The organism is Ornithinibacillus californiensis (assembly GCF_001038485.1).
In the GTDB taxonomy this organism is placed as follows: Bacteria; Bacillota; Bacilli; order Bacillales; family Amphibacillaceae; genus Ornithinibacillus; species Ornithinibacillus californiensis.
This window is the reverse complement of the sequence record NZ_LDUE01000012.1, coordinates 37,199-56,322: the sequence shown is the minus strand read 5'-3', so window position 1 is coordinate 56,322 and position 19,124 is coordinate 37,199. Positions and strand designations below refer to the sequence as shown.

17 protein-coding genes and 2 other annotated features are annotated in these 19,124 nt (G+C 39.5%); all 17 genes read left to right on the top strand.

From position 1 onward, the window contains the following. The first annotated feature begins 2 nt into the window (after positions 1 to 2). The 17 genes from gltX (at position 3) to rpoC (ending at position 19,049) form a co-directional block, all read left to right on the top strand. Positions 3 to 1,472, top strand: a complete 1,470-nt coding sequence (gene gltX / locus TE34_RS02780; protein WP_047983308.1) for a glutamate--tRNA ligase — start codon at positions 3 to 5, stop codon at positions 1,470 to 1,472. Between the two features lie 333 nt (positions 1,473 to 1,805). Next, positions 1,806 to 2,021, top strand: a binding site (T-box leader). A gap of 60 nt (positions 2,022 to 2,081) precedes the next feature. Then, the gene (gene cysE, locus TE34_RS02775) at positions 2,082 to 2,729 is read left to right on the top strand and encodes a serine O-acetyltransferase (RefSeq protein WP_201777665.1); all 648 of its coding nucleotides are present in this window, start codon (positions 2,082 to 2,084) and stop codon (positions 2,727 to 2,729) included. 3 nt (positions 2,730 to 2,732) lie between these two features. Continuing rightward, the gene (gene cysS, locus TE34_RS02770) at positions 2,733 to 4,133 is read left to right on the top strand and encodes a cysteine--tRNA ligase (protein ID WP_047983307.1); all 1,401 of its coding nucleotides are present in this window, start codon (positions 2,733 to 2,735) and stop codon (positions 4,131 to 4,133) included. 3 nt (positions 4,134 to 4,136) lie between these two features. Beyond that, positions 4,137 to 4,535, top strand: a complete 399-nt coding sequence (locus TE34_RS02765; protein WP_047983306.1) for a Mini-ribonuclease 3 — start codon at positions 4,137 to 4,139, stop codon at positions 4,533 to 4,535. Next, positions 4,536 to 5,279, top strand: coding sequence for a 23S rRNA (guanosine(2251)-2'-O)-methyltransferase RlmB (gene rlmB / locus TE34_RS02760; RefSeq protein ID WP_047983305.1), 744 nt, complete (start codon positions 4,536 to 4,538; stop codon positions 5,277 to 5,279). It abuts the gene before it with no gap. 2 nt (positions 5,280 to 5,281) lie between these two features. Beyond that, a complete protein-coding gene (locus TE34_RS02755; RefSeq protein WP_084710601.1) occupies positions 5,282 to 5,791 on the top strand; it encodes an NYN domain-containing protein in 510 nt (169 codons plus the stop codon). A gap of 318 nt (positions 5,792 to 6,109) precedes the next feature. Beyond that, positions 6,110 to 6,760, top strand: coding sequence for an RNA polymerase sporulation sigma factor SigH (gene sigH, locus TE34_RS02750; RefSeq protein ID WP_047983303.1), 651 nt, complete (start codon positions 6,110 to 6,112; stop codon positions 6,758 to 6,760). Between the two features lie 71 nt (positions 6,761 to 6,831). Beyond that, on the top strand, positions 6,832 to 6,981 hold the full coding sequence (gene rpmG, locus TE34_RS20535) for a 50S ribosomal protein L33 (RefSeq protein WP_084710600.1): 150 nt from the start codon (positions 6,832 to 6,834) through the stop codon (positions 6,979 to 6,981). 50 nt (positions 6,982 to 7,031) lie between these two features. Next, complete coding sequence (gene secE / locus TE34_RS02745; protein WP_047983302.1) at positions 7,032 to 7,205, top strand: preprotein translocase subunit SecE; 174 nt, start codon at positions 7,032 to 7,034, stop codon at positions 7,203 to 7,205. Positions 7,206 to 7,358: 153 nt separating this feature from the next. After that, complete coding sequence (gene nusG, locus TE34_RS02740) at positions 7,359 to 7,892, top strand: transcription termination/antitermination protein NusG (RefSeq protein ID WP_047983301.1); 534 nt, start codon at positions 7,359 to 7,361, stop codon at positions 7,890 to 7,892. A 341-nt stretch (positions 7,893 to 8,233) separates the two neighbouring features. Then, complete coding sequence (gene rplK, locus TE34_RS02735; protein WP_047983300.1) at positions 8,234 to 8,659, top strand: 50S ribosomal protein L11; 426 nt, start codon at positions 8,234 to 8,236, stop codon at positions 8,657 to 8,659. Positions 8,660 to 8,833: 174 nt separating this feature from the next. Further along, the gene (rplA, locus tag TE34_RS02730) at positions 8,834 to 9,526 is read left to right on the top strand and encodes a 50S ribosomal protein L1 (RefSeq protein WP_047983299.1); all 693 of its coding nucleotides are present in this window, start codon (positions 8,834 to 8,836) and stop codon (positions 9,524 to 9,526) included. A 47-nt stretch (positions 9,527 to 9,573) separates the two neighbouring features. Next, positions 9,574 to 9,704: a sequence feature (ribosomal protein L10 leader region), on the top strand. Between the two features lie 40 nt (positions 9,705 to 9,744). Continuing rightward, positions 9,745 to 10,245 carry a 50S ribosomal protein L10 gene (gene rplJ / locus TE34_RS02725; RefSeq protein ID WP_047983298.1) on the top strand — a complete coding sequence of 167 codons (501 nt, stop codon included), beginning with the start codon at positions 9,745 to 9,747 and terminating at the stop codon, positions 10,243 to 10,245. A gap of 63 nt (positions 10,246 to 10,308) precedes the next feature. Continuing rightward, the gene (rplL, locus tag TE34_RS02720) at positions 10,309 to 10,674 is read left to right on the top strand and encodes a 50S ribosomal protein L7/L12 (RefSeq protein WP_047983297.1); all 366 of its coding nucleotides are present in this window, start codon (positions 10,309 to 10,311) and stop codon (positions 10,672 to 10,674) included. A 102-nt stretch (positions 10,675 to 10,776) separates the two neighbouring features. Next, positions 10,777 to 11,379, top strand: coding sequence for a class I SAM-dependent methyltransferase (locus tag TE34_RS02715; protein WP_047983296.1), 603 nt, complete (start codon positions 10,777 to 10,779; stop codon positions 11,377 to 11,379). Between the two features lie 437 nt (positions 11,380 to 11,816). Beyond that, on the top strand, positions 11,817 to 15,353 hold the full coding sequence (rpoB, locus tag TE34_RS02710) for a DNA-directed RNA polymerase subunit beta (protein ID WP_047983295.1): 3,537 nt from the start codon (positions 11,817 to 11,819) through the stop codon (positions 15,351 to 15,353). A gap of 90 nt (positions 15,354 to 15,443) precedes the next feature. Further along, a complete protein-coding gene (rpoC, locus tag TE34_RS02705) occupies positions 15,444 to 19,049 on the top strand; it encodes a DNA-directed RNA polymerase subunit beta' (RefSeq protein WP_047983294.1) in 3,606 nt (1,201 codons plus the stop codon). Positions 19,050 to 19,124 lie beyond the last annotated feature (75 nt).

Below are 19,124 nucleotides of genomic sequence, written 5' to 3'. Positions count from 1 at the left end.
CTATGACAAAAGAAGTTCGTGTGAGATATGCACCAAGTCCAACTGGACATTTACATATTGGTAATGCTCGTACCGCTTTATTTAACTATCTATATGCAAAGCATTTTGATGGAAAGTTCATCATTCGTATTGAAGATACAGATGATAAGCGTAATGTTGAAGGCGGAGAAGAGAGCCAACTTATGTTCCTTAAGTGGCTTGGAGTAGAATGGGATGAAGGTGCTGACGTTGGTGGTAACTACGGACCATACCGCCAAATGGAGCGTCTAGATATTTATAATAAATATGTTAATGAATTACTAGATAAAGGTTTAGCTTATAAGTGTTATATGACCGAAGAAGAACTAGAACAAGAACGTGAGGAGCAAATTGCTAATTCTCAACCACCTAGATATTCAGGGAAACATCGTGATTTAACGCCTGAGCAAATAGCTGCATTTGAAGCGGAAGGTAGAAAACCAAGCATTCGTTTCCGTGTACCAGATAATGTAACCTATTCATTTGAAGATATGGTGCGTGACACAATAAAATTTGAATCTAGTGACTTTGGTGATTGGGTAATGGTGAAGCGAAATGGTGTACCAACCTATAATTTCGCTGTTGCTATTGACGACCATTTAATGGGTATTACACATGTCCTTCGCGGAGAAGAGCATATCTCTAATACACCAAAACAGTTAATGGTATATGAAGCATTTGGATGGGAAGCACCATCATTTGGACATATGACATTAATTCTAAATGAAGATCGTAAAAAACTAAGTAAGCGTGATCAACATATTCTTCAGTTTATCGAGCAGTACAAGAATCTTGGTTACTTACCAGAAGCGTTATTCAACTTCATTTCATTGCTTGGATGGTCTCCAGTTGGGGAAGAAGAAATCTTTACGAAAGACAAGCTAATTGAGATTTTCGATCCAGAAAGACTATCTACATCACCAGCTATTTTCGATATGCAAAAATTGAAGTGGATGAACGGAGAATACATTAAAGCTTCAGAACTAGATAAAGTAATCGACTTAGCAATGCCACATTTAATTGAAGCAGGTAGACTACCAGCTGACATGGATGCAGATACAAAAGAATGGGCAGAAAAAGTAATTGGATTATATCATGAGCAATTACGATATGGTCAAGAAATCGTAGAACTAACAGACTTATTCTTTAATAAAGAAATTCAGCTAGATGAAGAAGCTAAAGCTGTTCTAGCAGAAGAACAAGTTCCAGAAGTACTACAAGTATTCACCGATAAACTAATTCACCTAGAAGAATTCGATAAAGATACCATAAAAGCACAAATAAAAGCGACCCAAAAAGAAACCGGACACCGCGGCAAAAAACTATTCATGCCAATCCGAGTAGCAACAACCGGCCAAACCCACGGCCCAGAACTACCACTAGCAATCGAACTACTAGGAAAAGAAGTAATCGTAGAACGCCTAGATAAATTATTAAGAGAATTAGGAGCTTAAGTAATTCGATTTTTAGCGGATTACTAGTTATGTGTAATAGCTCGGGCGTAAAATAAGAAGATTGCTCTGAGCGGTCCGAATATACGGAGACTCCAGTGGGAGGATAGGCTTAGGTGAGACCCCGGTGATGCACCTGCGTCTGCTAGTAACGCTTCGGAGTAGGCTTCCTCGGTGCAAGGCAGCGGAGAAGATTACTCAAGTAGTAGCCTGGCTCACCAGCCGCTCGCGGAAAGCGCAGTGTATTCCAGCCGCGGGTTCGGTACAAAGATAAAATAATATGAGCGATCTAATTCACATTTCACCCAAACTATAATATAGTATTAATACAATAAATAAAGAACGTTGATAAGGGAAAGTAATAGCAAGCCCGTTACACAGAGAAAATCACCTAGGCTGGAAGTGATTTTAACCACTTACTATGAAGTGCCCCTTTGAGTCCGTTATGGAAAACTTTAGTACATAACGGCGGTACTCTACCGTTATTAGAGCATAAGTTGGGAGGAATTTACCTCCAAACAGAGTGGAACCGCGCCAAAAAGCGTCTCTGTGTTATCTAACACAGGGGCGCTTTTTCTGACTTTTTGAGAACAATATAGAGGAGGATTGTTAATGGGGATTTTCAAGCGAATGAAGGATGATATGGATGTTGTTTTCGAACAAGACCCTGCAGCCCGAACGTATTTTGAAGTATTTCTAACCTATTCAGGATTACACGCTGTCTGGTACCACCGTATAGCACATGCATTTTACAAACGAAAGCTATTCTTTATTGCCCGCTCTATATCACAAATTAGCCGCTTTTTCACAGGTATTGAAATACATCCCGGGGCAAGAATCGGCCGCCGCTTATTTATCGACCATGGTATGGGAGTAGTCATTGGGGAAACTTGCGAAATCGGGGATAATGTAACCATTTTCCAAGGTGTAACGTTAGGTGGAACAGGGAAAGAAAAAGGGAAACGACATCCGACGATTAAAGATAATGCACTGATCGCTTCTGGAGCGAAAGTATTAGGCTCGATAACCATTGGCGAAAATGCCAAAATAGGGGCAGGTTCCGTTGTACTTAAGGATGTGCCTGATAATTCAACCGTAGTTGGTATCCCTGGTAAGGTCGTCATTCAAGATGGGAAAAAGATAAGAAGAGATTTGGACCATCATAAACTTCCTGATCCAGTGGAAGAAAAATGTTCTGCGCTACAAAGGGAAATTAATATGCTTAAAGCTGAAATTGAAAAGTTGAAGGAAGGGAAATAATCTATGTCGATTTCAATTTACAATACGATAACAAGAGAAAAGCAAGCGTTTAAGCCAATAGAGGATGGTAAAGTTCGTATGTATGTCTGCGGTCCTACCGTATATAACTATATTCATATCGGTAATGCACGTCCAGCCATTGTTTTTGATACGGTTAGAAGATATTTAGAGTATAAAGGCTATCATGTGGACTACGTGCTAAACTTTACAGACGTCGATGATAAGATCATTAAGAAGGCGAATGAATTAGGGGAAGATGTTTTTGCTGTATCGAATAAGTTTATTGATGCTTATTTAGAAGACGTTAATAAATTAGGTGTGAAAAAAGCAACCTATAATCCGAGGGTTACGGATACGATGCAAGATATTATTGCATTTATTAAGAGCTTGGTAGATAAAGGCTATGCCTATGAAGCAGAAGGTGATGTTTACTTTAAGCCAAGAGCTTTTGAAGGATATGGTAAGCTTTCCCATCAATCGATTGATGAACTTAGATCTGGAGCTAGAATTCAAATTGGAGAGAAAAAAGATGATCCACTTGATTTTGCATTGTGGAAGGCAGCGAAAGAAGGGGAAGTTTCTTGGGATTCTCCATGGGGTAAAGGACGTCCAGGTTGGCATATTGAGTGCTCGGCTATGGCTAAAAAATACTTAGGCGAGACGATCGATATCCATGCTGGGGGACAGGACCTAACATTCCCACATCATGAAAATGAAATTGCTCAGTCAGAAGCAAATAACGGAAAAACTTTTGCTAACTATTGGATGCATAATGGGTATATTAACATTGATAATGAAAAAATGTCTAAATCACTAGGAAACTTTGTATTAACAAGGGATTTACTGGCGAAGCATGACCCAAATGTTATTCGCTTCTTCATGTTAAGTGTTCATTATCGTAATCCGATTAATTTCTCGGAGGAATTATTGGAATCAGCTAAAAATAGTTTGGAACGAGTATTAACTGCCTATCAGAATCTAGAACACCGTAAATCATCCAGTACGAATCTTGATCGTAATGAACAAGAATGGTTGGCAAAGGTGGATGATTTTAAAGAACGCTTTGAAGCGGAAATGGACGATGATTTTAATACAGCCAATGCGGTTTCTGTATTGTTTGATCTTACAAAAGAGGCAAATGTGTATTTAAATCAAGATCATACTTCCGAACAAGTAATCAATCATTTTCAACAAATGATGCTAGCATTTTTAGATGTTCTTGGGGTTACTATATCTACTGAGAATTCCTTGTTAGATGATGAGATTGAAGCATTAATCGAGGAAAGAAATGAAGCAAGAAAGATGCGTAATTTTGCTCGAGCGGATGAGATTCGTGATTTGTTGAAGGAACAAAATATTATCTTAGAGGATACACCACAAGGAGTTCGTTGGAAGAGGGGCTAAGAAATGGAAACGGATATCAAACAAATGAAGAGCTTAGCCCTCGCCTATATGGGCGATGCAATTTATGAAGTATACGTTCGTGAACACTTACTAGAAAAAGGAACGGTGAAACCGAATCAGCTCCATAAGGCAGCAATTACCTATGTCGCTGCTACAGCTCAAAACCATGTTCTGAGAGAATGGCTGGAACAAGGGATACTATCGGAAGAAGAGGTAGCGGTTGTTGCTCGGGGTAGAAATGCTAAGTCTCGTTCCGTGCCTAGAAATACAAGTGTTACAACTTATCGTTATTCTACAGCATTTGAGGCATTAATCGGGTTTCATTACTTATCAAAGAACAATTCAAGACTAGAAGAATTAATCAAGCTAGCCATCGAAAGCTTAGAAAGGAGGAATCAGTAAATGGACCAAGAAATGATAATTGGGAAGAATCCTGTAATGGAGGCGTTGAGATCCGGAAGATCGGTTAATAAAGTAATGGTTTCGGATCAATTAAATGCCAATGTTCAAGGGAAAATTATACAACTAGGCAAGCAAGCGGGGACCATTGTTCAAAAGGTACCTAAAAGTAGACTAGATTCGTTGTCAGATGGAATTCATCAAGGTGTAATTGCCTATGTAGCTTCGTATCAATATGCAGATTTAGAGGATTTATTTGCGCGAGCAACCGAACGAAATGAAGACCCGTTCTTTATTATTTTAGATGAATTAGAAGACCCGCATAACTTAGGTTCCATTTTACGTACCGCGGATGCTACGGGAGCACACGGAGTTATCATTCCGAAGAGGCGTTCTGTTGGATTAACTGCTACTGTAGCGAAGACTGCGGCCGGTGCTCTAGAACATATTCCGGTAGTACGAGTAACAAACATTGCCAATACCATTGAGGAATTAAAGGAGCGAAATGTTTGGGTTGTTGGGACAGAAGCGGAAGCAACAGAAGATTATCGCAAACTAGATGGAAAAATCCCAATAGCTTTAGTGATTGGTAATGAAGGAAAAGGTATGAGTAGACTTGTCCGTGAAAAGTGTGATTGGACTGTAAGCTTACCTATGAAAGGAAAGGTTTCTTCTCTGAATGCCTCAGTAGCATGTAGTTTGTTGTTATATGAGGTCTTTCGAAAAAGGTATCCGATTGGTGAGTAATGATGGTTGTACTGATCGTTGATGGCTACAATATCATAGGTGATTGGGATGAACTCAAACAATTAAAGAAGAAAGACTTAAGTCAGGCACGAGATCGCCTAATTGAACGGATGGCGGAGTATCAAGCTTACTCGGGTGCTCGTGTAATCATCGTGTTTGATGCCTATTATGTTAAGGGTATAGAGAATAAGTTAAAACAATACAAAGTTGAGATTATCTATACGAAGGAAAAGGAAACGGCAGACGAATGCATTGAAAGGCTAGTAAAAAAGCTAAAAAATGTAAAGACACAAGTGTATGTCGCAACCTCAGATTATACAGAGCAACGGGTTACATTTGGACAAGGAGCACTACGGAAATCAGCTAGAGAACTAGCAATTGAGTTTAACAATCTAGAACGAGAAATTTCCCATAATGTATCTCAACACCAAAAATCAAAGCCCCAATCCAAAATACCTTTACCAGACGATATACTCGAGAAGTTTGAAAAATGGAGAAGAGGGGATTTGTAGAAATACAGATACCCACTTCTCTTTTCGCTATGGTCTAACAGATAATCAGTTTTGGAAATGAGTCTAATGAGTGCACTGAGCGGTCCGAATACACGGAGACTCCAGTGGGAGGATAGGCTTCGGTGAGACCCCGCAAGAGCTTTAGCTCTGAGGAGGCTCAACAGCCGCCCACGGAAAGCGGAGTGTATTCGGACCGCGGATTCGGCACAAGACACACATGACTTTTGTGAAACGTTAGAAAATTAAAGCTATTGAGTTATCGAAGCGCTTACTGTATAATGTTTTTAAAATTGACTATATGTCAAGGAGGCTTTCCGGATGAACATCAAGCAATTAATCCAAGATAATGACAAGTTGCTGACGCTTGATGATGATGCGATATTAGAATTAATCCATCAAGGAGATAATCAGGCTCTAGACTATTTAATACATAAGTATAAAAACTTTGTCCGGGCGAAAGCAAGAACTTATTTTTTAATCGGAGCGGATAAGGAAGACATTATCCAAGAAGGGATGATCGGTCTTTATAAAGCTATTCGCGATTATAATGAGGACAAGCTAACATCCTTTAAGGCGTTTGCGGAGCTTTGTATAACGAGACAAATCATCACAGCGATAAAGACCGCAACAAGGCAAAAGCATATCCCATTAAATTCGTATGTCTCATTGGACAAGCCTATCTATGATGAAGAATCAGACCGAACATTACTGGATGTTATTGCAGGTTCAACAGAAATTGATCCACAAGAGTTACTGGTAAATCAGGAGAAATTTGGAGATATGGAAGTAAAGCTGTCCGAACTTTTAAGTGAGTTTGAAAGAGGGGTCCTACAGTTGTACTTGGAAGGCAGGACATACCAAGAGATTTCGGCAGAATTAAATAGACATGTAAAATCAATCGATAACGCGCTGCAACGTGTTAAGCGTAAATTAGAGCAGATAATGGAAACGAATGAGGTCAGTCTATAGATGGCGTTGACACATGAGGACAACCATGCTACATTAAAATGAGGAAATAACCCGTAAGTAAGGGTGAAACTATGACGAAAAAAGTTATTTTATCGTGTGCAATTTGTTCTAGCAGAAATTATTCTACTAGTAAAAATGTAGCTACAAAAGATACGCGATTAGAAGTGCGCAAGTTTTGTAAAACATGTGGTCAGCATACATTGCATCGCGAAACGAAATAAATGAAATGAAATCCTATTCGCTAAGACCTGAGTTTGGGGAGGGTACTAGAATGTTTAAGTTTTTGAAGAATGTATCTAGAGAGATGAAGAAGGTCAGCTGGCCAAAAGGTAAGGAATTAACAAGCTATACAGTGGTTGTAATTTCTACCGTAATATTCATGGCTATTTTCTTTGGTGTAATTGATTTAGGTATATCACAAGTATTGAACTTATTTTTTGAATAATTTTCCTATAAATATGCTATAATGAAAAATGGATATGCAATTTTTTTGAAAAACCCGCGTAATACGGGTTTTTTTAATATTGTTTTTTTGCTCGTTTACGGTTTAAATTCACCTAATAAAGGGAGGGAAGGGCAACGTAATTGTCCTAGTTAAATGGAGAAAAATTGGTATGTTATTCATACGTATTCAGGATATGAAAATAAAGTAAAAACAAACTTAGAAAAGCGTGTTGAAACAATGGGAATGGAAGATAAAATCTTCCGAGTAATTGTTCCTGAAGAAGAAGAAACAGAAATTAAAAATGGGAAAAAGAAAGTCTTAAAAAAGAAAGTTTTCCCTGGCTATGTATTAGCTGAAATGATTATGACAGACGACTCTTGGTATGTCGTAAGAAACACACCTGGAGTAACCGGCTTTATTGGATCAAGTGGTGGAGGAACAAAACCAACCCCACTAATGCCAGGAGAAGCAGAAGCAATCCTTAAACGAATGGGAATGGCCGAACCTATAATCCAAGTTGACTTTGAACTAAAAGAAAACGTCCGCGTAACAGACGGACCATTCTCCAACTTCACAGGCACCATCGAACACATCGACATCGACAAACAAAAACTAAAAGTCCACGTCAACATGTTCGGAAGAGAAACCCCAGTAGAACTAGACTTCTCACAAATAGAGAAGATATAGGTTTTTCTATAATAGTGTTTGAATAACTGAGCATGAGGAAAAAGTAATTAATAATGCACTGAGTGGCCCGAATACACGGAGACTCCTACGGGAGAAGTGGACAGGGTGAGACCCCACAGGACGGAGTCCGAGGAGGCTCACCGTTCACCCCGTGGAAAGCGGAGTGTATTCGGGCCACGGGCATGGCGTGGAATTGCTAAAAAAATTCTCAAGCACTTGCATTTTATTCTGATTCATGCTAAACTTCTTTTGTTATTCATGCCCTCACAGAGGCAATGAAAACTGAGTGGGAGGGGAAAATCCCCAATTACCACATCACGGACTTTAAGGAGGTGTGTCTCGTGGCTAAAAAAGTAATCAAATTAGTTAAATTGCAAATTCCAGCTGGTAAAGCGAATCCAGCTCCACCGGTGGGACCTGCACTAGGTCAAGCAGGTGTTAATATCATGGGATTCTGTAAGGAATTCAACGCTCGTACGCAAGATCAAGCAGGATTAATTATCCCGGTTGAAATCACTGTATTTGAAGATCGTTCATTTACATTTATTACGAAAACTCCACCTGCAGCAGTGTTGCTTAAAAAAGCAGCTGGCTTAGAATCAGGTTCTGGAGAGCCTAATAAAAATAAGGTCGCTACTTTGAAACGTGATAAAGTAAGAGAAATTGCAGAAACTAAAATGCCTGATTTAAACGCTGCTGATGTTGAATCTGCAATGCGTATGGTTGAAGGAACTGCTCGTAGCATGGGTATTGTTATCGAAGACTAATACTTGTGTTTTACTAACTTTGGGTTGCGGTGAATAACTTCTGTTTCGCGCAACCTTTTTCATGAATTCAATCTATTTATTTAGTAGATTGAATCGCAAGCTTTATAGAAGCAAGTAAGCTTCTATAAGTGGGAGGTACTACCGTTATTACCACATTAGAGGAGGAAATTTATAATGGCTAAAAGAGGTAAAAGATATCAAGAAGCTGTAAAGCTTATTGATCGTTCTAAATCTTATGAAATAACTGAAGCTGTTGCTTTACTAAAAGAAACAGCAAAAGCTAAATTTGATGAAACTGTAGAAGTTGCTTTCCGTCTAGGGGTTGACCCTAAGAAAGCAGACCAACAAATCCGTGGTGCTTTCGTATTACCACACGGTACTGGTAAAACACAACGTGTACTAGTATTCGCTAAAGGTGATAAACTGAAAGAAGCAGAAGCTGCTGGAGCAGATTATGTTGGAGATCAAGACTTAATCAATAAAATCAACCAAGGTTGGTTCGAATTTGATGTTATCGTTGCAACTCCAGACATGATGGCTGAAGTTGGTAAACTAGGTAGAGTACTTGGACCTAAAGGTCTAATGCCAAACCCTAAAACTGGTACAGTTACTTTCGAAGTAGAAAAAGCTGTTAAAGAAATTAAAGCTGGTAAGGTTGAATATCGTGTTGATAAGCAATCTAACATCCACGTTCCAATTGGAAAAATTTCATTTGACAACCAAAAGCTTGAAGAAAACTTCGCTGCACTAGTTGAAACAATTGTTAAAGTTAAGCCACAAGCTTCTAAAGGTGTTTACATGAAGAATGTAGCAATCACTTCAACAATGGGACCTGGAATTAGAGTAGACGTTTCAAACTACCGTTAATTGGTAATTGACTTTTCTAACTCGATTCGGTATACTAAAATTCGTGATTAACTGAATACGTTGTACCGTAGACAGTAGGTGCGAGTGATCGCTTAATATCCTGCCGAGGTGTCCCGAAACAAATTAACTTTGTTTATTCGAGCCTCCATGTCTATATGGGGGCTCTTTTGATACAGACCCGAACGGTATAATGGACGAAACTAACGGGAGGTGGAACAATGTCAAAAGTAATGGAAAAGAAACAACAAATCGTACAAGAAATCGCAGATAAATTCCGTGAAAGCCAAGCAACGGTTTTAGTTGACTATCGTGGACTTGATGTTGCTGAAGTAACTGAACTACGTAAGCAATTACGTGAAGCGGGTGTTGAGTTTAAAGTTTACAAAAACACAATGTCTCGTCGTGCTGCTGATGATGCTAATCTTTCTGAGTTAAACGAGTCTCTAGTTGGACCAACTGCAATTGCATTCAGTAAAGATGATGTAATCGCACCAGCTAAAATTCTTAGCAACTTCGCTAAAGATCATGACGCTTTAGAAATTAAAGCAGGTGTTCTAGAAGGCAAGATGGTAACTCTTGATCAAATCAAGGAACTTGCAGATCTACCAAACTACGAAGGTATGCTTTCTATGCTACTCAGCGTACTACAAGCACCAATGCGCAACTTTGCTTACGTTACAAAAGCTGTTGCAGAACAAAAAGAAGAACAAGGCGCGTAAGTTGATATTCAATCAACAAATAGTCTTAGTATAAAACAAAACAAAAATTAGGAGGAAATTATAATGACTAAAGAGCAAATTATCGACGCTATTAAAGAAATGTCAGTACTAGATCTTAACGATCTTGTTAAAGCTATTGAAGAAGAATTTGGAGTAACTGCTGCTGCACCTGTTGCTGTAGCTGGTGGAGCTGCTGCTGGCGGTGCTGCTGAAGAACAAACTGAATTTGATGTTGTACTAACTAGCGCTGGTGCTTCTAAAATTAAAGTTGTAAAAGCAGTTCGTGAAATCACTGGTCTAGGTCTTAAAGACGCTAAAGACGTAGTAGATAACGCTCCTAAAGCTGTAAAAGAAGGCGTTTCTAAAGATGAAGCTGAAGAAGTTAAAGCTAAGCTTGAAGAAGCAGGCGCTTCTGTAGAAGTTAAATAATTATCATTTCAATAATCAAGAGCTCGTCGTAATTTTTCGACGGGCTCTACATTTACACTAAAGTATCTTCTGAAATACATAATAGTTAAAGTAGGTGCCCAAATGACTGAGCATTACTTTTCACAAAAACCCCAATCAAAAAGTTCACCCAAACAATGGAATTACAGACTAAGAGGAAAAAACTATATATTTACTAGTGATGTTGGTGTGTTTTCGAAAAACGAAGTGGATTTTGGTTCGAAGCTGTTAATTGAAACGTTTAGCCAACCTGAAATACCTGGAGAAGTACTAGACTTGGGATGTGGGTACGGTCCGATTGGGATATCCATCGCAGACTTTTTAGAGGATCGAACAATTGTGATGGCTGATGTGAACGAGCGAGCTTTAGAACTAGCAGAGGTTAATGCCAAACAAAATAGTATATCGAATGTACAGTTTGTTCAAAGTGACCAATATTCGAATTTGCAAAACCATAAGTTTGCATCGATACTAACCAATCCCCCTATTAGAGCTGGGAAAAAGGTTGTACACGGAATGCTCGAAGGAAGTAAAGCCGCTTTGCATAAAGGTGGAGAGATTTGGGTTGTTATTCAGAAAAAACAAGGTGCGCCTTCAGCAATCCAAAGATTAGAATCTTTATTTGGTAATTGTGAAACGGTAACACGCAGTAAGGGATATTATATATTGCGTTCAATAAATGATTGACTTCCTTAGTCGGAGTATGATAATATAATAAAATGCTAATATGGGATTATTTTGTCAAGAGGAATTTTTATGAAATGAAGAAAAGTGTATAATTCATCAAGTTAAGGAAACAATGATAGAATCGAGATTATGGGCGTTCTATCTATTTTTTCAGTTTACGAGGGTGTATCAAAACGATTGATATCAGCTATTGGATGGGTTATTATTACTTTTCTTTTTTAAAATCATACCCCATATTTTTAGGGTTGGCAAGTAATTGTTTTACCAGTAAGACTAGTTTAAAGTAATTAGTTTATTCGCATGGTGTTATTACTTGTACATAAAGCCTATAGTTATCCGTTCGAAAACAATATTATATTGTTTTCTAACAATATATTAGTTATTTCATGTGAGCCCTGCTCGCAAATAAAATATGCATGATTTGAGAGGTGAAGCAGTTGACAGGTCAACTAGTTCAGTATGGACGGCACCGCCAACGTAGAAGTTATGCGCGCATCAGCGAAGTATTAGAATTGCCGAATCTAATCGAAATCCAAACCGCTTCATATCAATGGTTTATGGAAGAAGGTTTGCGAGAAATGTTCAGAGACATTTCTCCGATCGAGGATTTTACAGGTAATCTATCACTTGAGTTTGTGGATTATAGCTTAGGTGAGCCGAAGTATCCTGTAGATGAATCAAAAGAAAGAGACGTTACTTACAATGCTCCACTTCGCGTGAAGGTTCGTTTAATTAACAATGAAACCGGCGAAGTAAAAGAACAAGAAGTCTTTATGGGAGACTTCCCTCTCATGACAGATACTGGTACGTTTATTATTAATGGGGCTGAACGTGTTATCGTTTCTCAGCTTGTTCGTTCACCAAGTGTCTATTTTAATGAAAAAATTGATAAAAACGGAAAAAGAGGCGTTGCAGCAACTGTAATTCCAAACCGAGGGGCTTGGTTGGAATTTGAAACAGATGCGAAAGATGTAGCTTATGTCCGTATTGATCGTACGCGTAAATTGCCAATCACCGTGCTATTACGTGCACTTGGATTTGGTACTGATCAAGAAATTATTGATTTAATTGGAGAAAATGAATATCTCATAAATACGTTAGAAAAAGACAATACCGAATCGACTGAAAAAGCGTTACTAGAGATCTATGAACGTTTGCGTCCAGGTGAACCACCTACTGTAGATAATGCGAAGAGTTTATTAATCTCACGTTTCTTCGATCCGAAACGCTATGATCTTGCTCATGTTGGTCGCTATAAGATTAACAAGAAACTTCATTTGAAAAATCGTTTATTCAACCAAGTGTTGGCTGAACCGATTGTTGATATGAATACAGGTGAGGTTCTAGCAGAGGCGGGCGATAAGGTAGAACGTCGATTACTAGATAAGATTATTCCTTATATAGAAGAAAGTGAGGCAGTACTTGGTGAGAAAATCCTTGAGCCTCATGATGGTGTTTTAGAGGATCCGATTCGTATACAGTCGATTAAGATTGTAGACCCAACTGATCCAAGTGGAGAAAGAGTCTTAAATGTAATTGGTAATGCCAATATCGAGACGAGTGTAAAACATATTACACCTGCAGATATTCTAGCATCTATTAGTTACTTCTTTAATCTACTTCACCGAGTAGGCGATACAGATGATATCGACCACTTAGGTAATCGTAGATTGCGTTCTGTTGGTGAATTATTACAAAACCAATTCCGAATTGGTTTATCCCGTATGGAGCGTGTTGTACGTGAGCGTATGTCTATTCAAGATACATCTAGCGTTACGCCACAACAACTAATTAATATTCGTCCTGTAATTGCATCTATCAAAGAATTCTTTGGTAGTTCTCAATTATCTCAGTTTATGGATCAGACCAACCCGTTAGCTGAATTGACACACAAGCGTCGTCTATCAGCTTTAGGACCTGGTGGATTAACTCGTGAACGTGCTGGTTTCGAAGTGCGTGACGTTCACTATTCACACTATGGTCGTATGTGTCCGATCGAGACACCTGAGGGACCGAATATTGGATTAATCAACTCCCTATCATCTTATGCTAAAGTTAATAAGTTTGGGTTTATTGAAACACCGTATCGTCGTGTCGACCCAGATACTGGTAAGGTAACCCAACAGATTGACTACTTAACTGCTGATGAAGAGGATAATTATGTAACTGCACAGGCGAACTCTAGATTGAATGATGACATGACATTTGCTGAAGACGAAGTTGTTGCCCGTTTCCGCGGTGAAAACACCGTTGTTCCTCGTGAGAAAATTGACTACATGGACGTTTCACCTAAGCAGGTTGTATCTGCTGCGACGGCGTGTATTCCTTTCTTAGAAAACGATGACTCCAACCGTGCACTAATGGGAGCGAACATGCAACGTCAAGCAGTTCCGTTATTAAAACCTCAAGCACCACTTGTTGGTACTGGAATGGAATATGTATCAGGTAAAGACTCTGGTGCTGCGGTAATCTGTAGACATGATGGAATCGTAGAGCGAGTTGAAGCTAAAGAAGTATTAGTTCGCAGAGTTTCTGAGGTTGATGGTAAAGAAGTAAAAGGCGACCTTGATCGCTACAAGGTTCAGAAGTTTATTCGTTCTAACCAAGGTACTTGTATTAACCAACGCCCAATTGTGAGCGAAGGAGACCGCGTGGTCAAAGGAGAAGTACTTGCAGATGGTCCTTCCATGGAGTTAGGTGAACTTGCTCTAGGACAGAACGTTTTAGTAGCATTCATGACATGGGAAGGTTACAACTACGAGGATGCAATCATCATGAGTGAGCGTCTGGTCAAAGATGATGTTTACACTTCTATTCATATTGAAGAGTATGAATCAGAAGCGCGTGATACGAAGCTAGGACCAGAGGAAATCACAAGAGATATTCCTAACGTAGGTGAAGAAGCACTGAAAAACCTTAACGAACAAGGAATCATTCGCATCGGTGCGGAAGTAACTGATGGCGATATTCTAGTAGGTAAAGTGACACCAAAAGGGGTTACTGAACTATCTGCGGAAGAGCGTCTATTACATGCAATCTTCGGTGAAAAAGCTCGTGAAGTTCGTGATACATCACTACGTGTACCACATGGTGCCGGCGGTATTGTATTAGATGTAAAAGTCTTTAATCGTGAAGATGGTGATGAATTACCTCCTGGTGTTAATGAATTAGTACGTGTGTACATCGTACAAAAGCGTAAAATTCATGAAGGAGATAAGATGGCTGGTCGTCATGGTAACAAAGGGGTTATCTCCCGTATATTACCGGAAGAGGATATGCCTTACTTACCGGATGGAACACCAGTTGATATCATGCTTAACCCATTAGGGGTACCATCACGTATGAACATCGGACAGGTGTTTGAATTGCACCTAGGTATGGCCGCTAGACAGCTAGGTATCCATGTTGCTTCTCCTGTATTTGACGGAGCGACAGAACAAGACGTTTGGGATACATTAGAAGAAGCTGGTATGCCGCGTGATGCGAAAACTATCCTTTACGACGGAAGAACAGGAACACCATTTGATAACCGTGTATCTGTAGGTGTCATGTATATGATTAAACTTGCACACATGGTTGATGATAAATTACATGCTCGTTCAACTGGTCCTTACTCACTAGTTACACAGCAACCACTGGGTGGTAAAGCTCAGTTTGGTGGACAGCGTTTCGGTGAGATGGAAGTTTGGGCACTTGAAGCATATGGTGCGGCTTATACGCTACAAGAGATTCTAACTGTTAAGTCGGATGATGTTGTAGGACGTGTGAAGACGTATGAGGCAATCGTTAAAGGTGACAATGTTCCAGAGCCTGGCGTGCCTGAATCATTTAAAGTTCTTATCAAAGAATTACAAAGTCTTGGCTTAGATGTGAAAATTTTAGCTGGCGATGAATCAGAAATAGAAATGCGTGACTTAGAAGAAGAAGAAACGCAAGCAGCGAGTAAGCTTAATTTAGAGGTAGAAGAAAATTAATGTTGGTGGGGAATTGACTATTTGTCGTTCCCCCATAACTATTCGTAAGAAATCCAATGGAAATCGGACATTAAAAAGGGAGGTATACCCTTGTTAGATGTAAACAATTTTGAATTTATGAAGATTGGTTTAGCTTCACCTGAAAAAATTCGTTCATGGTCATATGGCGAGGTTAAAAAACCAGAAACGATCAATTATCGTACACTTAAGCCTGAAAAAGATGGTTTATTCTGTGAGCGTATTTTTGGACCACAAAAAGACTGGGAATGTCATTGTGGAAAATATAAGCGAGTACGTTACAAAGGTGTTGTATGTGACCGTTGTGGCGTTGAGGTAACAAAATCTAAAGTGCGTCGTGAACGTATGGGCCATATTGAATTGGCTGCACCAGTTTCACACATCTGGTATTTCAAAGGAATTCCAAGCCGTATGGGATTAGTGTTAGATATGTCTCCACGAGCTTTAGAGGAAGTTATTTATTTCGCTGCTTATATCGTAACAGAACCAGGAAATACCCCTTTAGAGAAGAAGCAATTACTTTCTGAAAAAGAATTCCGTGCCTATTACGAGAAATACGGTAATACGTTTAAAGCGCAAATGGGTGCTGAAGCTATTCGCAAACTTCTTCAGGATATTGATTTAGATAAAGAAGTAGATGCGTTAAAAGAAGAGTTAAAAACAGCTCAAGGTCAACGTAGAACAAGAGCGATTAAGCGTTTAGAAGTACTAGAAGCATTCCGTAACTCCGGTAATGAAACGTCTTGGATGATCTTAGATGTTCTACCAGTTATCCCACCTGAAATCAGACCAATGGTTCAGTTAGACGGTGGACGTTTTGCTACTTCTGACTTAAACGATTTGTATCGCCGTGTTATTAACCGTAACAACCGTCTGAAAAGATTATTAGATTTAGGCGCACCTAGCATTATTGTGCAAAACGAAAAACGTATGCTACAAGAAGCTGTAGATGCTCTAATCGATAATGGTCGTCGTGGCCGTCCAGTTACTGGGCCAGGGAACCGTCCATTAAAATCTCTTTCTCATATGTTGAAAGGGAAGCAAGGTCGTTTCCGTCAGAACTTACTAGGTAAGCGTGTAGACTACTCTGGACGTTCGGTTATTGTCGTAGGACCTAACTTGAAAATGTACCAATGTGGTTTACCGAAAGAAATGGCTTTAGAATTGTTCAAGCCATTCATTATGAAAGAACTTGTTGAGCGAGGAATTGCTCATAATATTAAATCTGCAAAACGTAAAATCGAACGTGTTCACCCTGATGTTTGGGGAGTTCTAGAAGATGTAATTAAGGAGCATCCGGTATTACTTAACCGTGCCCCTACACTTCACAGACTTGGTATCCAAGCATTTGAACCAACACTAGTAGAAGGTCGTGCGATCCGTCTGCACCCATTAGTATGTACTGCTTATAACGCAGACTTTGATGGTGACCAAATGGCTGTTCACGTACCACTTTCAGCAGAAGCACAAGCAGAAGCTCGTCTTCTAATGTTAGCTGCACAAAACATTCTAAATCCAAAGGATGGAAAACCAGTTGTTACGCCGTCTCAGGATATGGTATTAGGTAACTACTATCTAACATTAGAACGTGAAGGTGCGATTGGAGAAGGTACTGTATTTACAGGTGTGGATGAAGCTAGAATCGCGTATCAAAATGGTTATGTTCATTTGCATACTCGTGTTGGAGTTCAAGCTTCTAGCCTAAACAATAAAACATTCACAGAAGAACAAAACAACCAACTTTTACTTACAACTGTAGGCAAATTGATCTTTAATGAAATTCTTCCGGATTCGTTCCCATATATTAACGAGCCGACAACGATGAATTTAGAGGTACGTACTCCAGAAGAGTACTTTGTACCAAAAGGAACGAATATCAAAGAGGAAATCAAGAAACGTGATCTTGTTAAGCCGTTTAGAAAAGGTTTCTTAGGTGATATTATCGCAGAAGTATTTAAACGATTTAAGATTACGGAAACATCAAAAATGCTTGACCGTATGAAGGATCTTGGATTTACGATGTCAACAACTGCTGGTATGACTGTAGGTATCTCGGATATCGTAGTATTACCAGAAAAAGAAGAAATACTTATCGAAGCACAGAAAAAAGTAGATAATGTATTAAAACAATTCCGCCGTGGTTTAATTACCGAAGAAGAACGCTATGACCGTGTCATTGCGATTTGGACGGCTGCGAAGGATAATATCCAAAGCCTTCTAATGGAATCTCTTGATAACCGTAACCCTATCTTTATGATGAGTGACTCTGGAGCCCGTGGTAACGCATCTAACTTCACACAGTTAGCAGGTATGCGTGGTCTAATGGCCAACCCAGCTGGACGTATCATTGAGTTACCAATTAAATCAAGTTTCCGTGAAGGATTAACCGTACTTGAGTACTTTATCTCTACGCACGGTGCACGTAAAGGTCTTGCGGATACAGCACTGAAAACTGCTGACTCAGGTTACTTAACTCGTCGTCTTGTTGACGTAGCCCAGGATGTAATTGTCCGCGAAACAGACTGTGGAACTGACCGCGGATTACCAATATCAGCATTAGTAGATGGTAACGAAGTAATTGAACCGTTATTTGACCGCTTAGTAGGTCGTACGGCGTTCGAAGAGGTAGTACACCCAGAAACAAATGACGTGATTGTTGGATTCGATGAGGTAATCTCTGAAGATCAGGCGAAACAAATTGTGGAAGGTAATATTGAGACAGTAACCATTCGCACCGTATTTACATGTAATACGAAGCATGGTGTTTGTAAAAAATGTTACGGCCGCAACTTAGCTACTGGATCAGAAGTTGAAGTTGGGGAAGCGGTAGGAATTATCGCTGCTCAATCTATCGGTGAGCCAGGAACACAGTTAACGATGCGTACATTCCACACTGGTGGGGTAGCCGGAGACGATATCACGCAAGGTTTACCACGTATCCAAGAATTATTTGAGGCTCGTAACCCTAAAGGTCAAGCCATCATCAGTGAAATACACGGTACTGTACTTGAAATTCACGAAGTTAAGGATAAACAAGAAATTGTTATCCAAGGTGATGTGGAGCAACGCTCTTATGCTGTACCATACAATGCACGAATGAAAGTTTCCGTTGGAGACGCAGTTATCGCTGGTCAAGAACTAACAGAAGGTTCTGTGGATCCTAAGGAACTAATCCGTGTTCAAGGTGTTGCTGGCGTTCAAGATTACTTGTTACGTGAAGTACAACGCGTTTACCGTATGCAAGGGGTAGAAATTGGTGACAAACACGTAGAAGTTATGGTTCGCCAAATGCTACGTAAAGTTCGCGTACTAGATGCAGGTGATACAGAAGTATTACCAGGATCATTACTAGAACTACACCAATTCAAAGAAGCTAACCGAAAAGTACTTGCAGATGGCAACCAACCTGCAGTAGGTAGACCAGTACTTTTAGGTATTACAAAAGCTTCCCTAGAAACAGACTCATTCCTATCAGCAGCATCATTCCAAGAAACCACAAGAGTTCTTACCGATGCAGCAATCAAAGGAAAACGAGACGAACTACTAGGCCTAAAAGAAAACGTAATAATCGGTAAACTAGTACCAGCAGGAACAGGAATGCAACGCTACCGCAAAATACAACTACCAGCAACAGAACAAGAAGAAGTAGTTGAAGAAGTAGAACAACCAGTTCAGTAAATTGTTTCTGTCTGTTTCTCTAACTATAAAGAGAAGATATTTAATTTGATTTGATAGGCATTGCTCTGAGTGGCT

Excerpts from the sequence above, each read along its gene's own strand:
- gltX (WP_047983308.1), top strand. The coding sequence starts at position 3 with ATGACAAAAGAAGTTCGTGTGAGATATGCACCAAGTCCAACTGGACAT.
- cysE (WP_201777665.1), top strand. The coding sequence starts at position 2,082 with ATGGGGATTTTCAAGCGAATGAAGGATGATATGGATGTTGTTTTCGAA.
- cysS (WP_047983307.1), top strand. The coding sequence starts at position 2,733 with ATGTCGATTTCAATTTACAATACGATAACAAGAGAAAAGCAAGCGTTT.
- TE34_RS02765 (WP_047983306.1), top strand. The coding sequence starts at position 4,137 with ATGGAAACGGATATCAAACAAATGAAGAGCTTAGCCCTCGCCTATATG.
- rlmB (WP_047983305.1), top strand. The coding sequence starts at position 4,536 with ATGGACCAAGAAATGATAATTGGGAAGAATCCTGTAATGGAGGCGTTG.
- TE34_RS02755 (WP_084710601.1), top strand. The coding sequence starts at position 5,282 with ATGGTTGTACTGATCGTTGATGGCTACAATATCATAGGTGATTGGGAT.
- sigH (WP_047983303.1), top strand. The coding sequence starts at position 6,110 with ATGAACATCAAGCAATTAATCCAAGATAATGACAAGTTGCTGACGCTT.
- rpmG (WP_084710600.1), top strand. The coding sequence starts at position 6,832 with ATGACGAAAAAAGTTATTTTATCGTGTGCAATTTGTTCTAGCAGAAAT.
- secE (WP_047983302.1), top strand. The coding sequence starts at position 7,032 with ATGTTTAAGTTTTTGAAGAATGTATCTAGAGAGATGAAGAAGGTCAGC.
- nusG (WP_047983301.1), top strand. The coding sequence starts at position 7,359 with ATGGAGAAAAATTGGTATGTTATTCATACGTATTCAGGATATGAAAAT.
- rplA (WP_047983299.1), top strand. The coding sequence starts at position 8,834 with ATGGCTAAAAGAGGTAAAAGATATCAAGAAGCTGTAAAGCTTATTGAT.
- rplJ (WP_047983298.1), top strand. The coding sequence starts at position 9,745 with ATGTCAAAAGTAATGGAAAAGAAACAACAAATCGTACAAGAAATCGCA.
- rplL (WP_047983297.1), top strand. The coding sequence starts at position 10,309 with ATGACTAAAGAGCAAATTATCGACGCTATTAAAGAAATGTCAGTACTA.
- TE34_RS02715 (WP_047983296.1), top strand. The coding sequence starts at position 10,777 with ATGACTGAGCATTACTTTTCACAAAAACCCCAATCAAAAAGTTCACCC.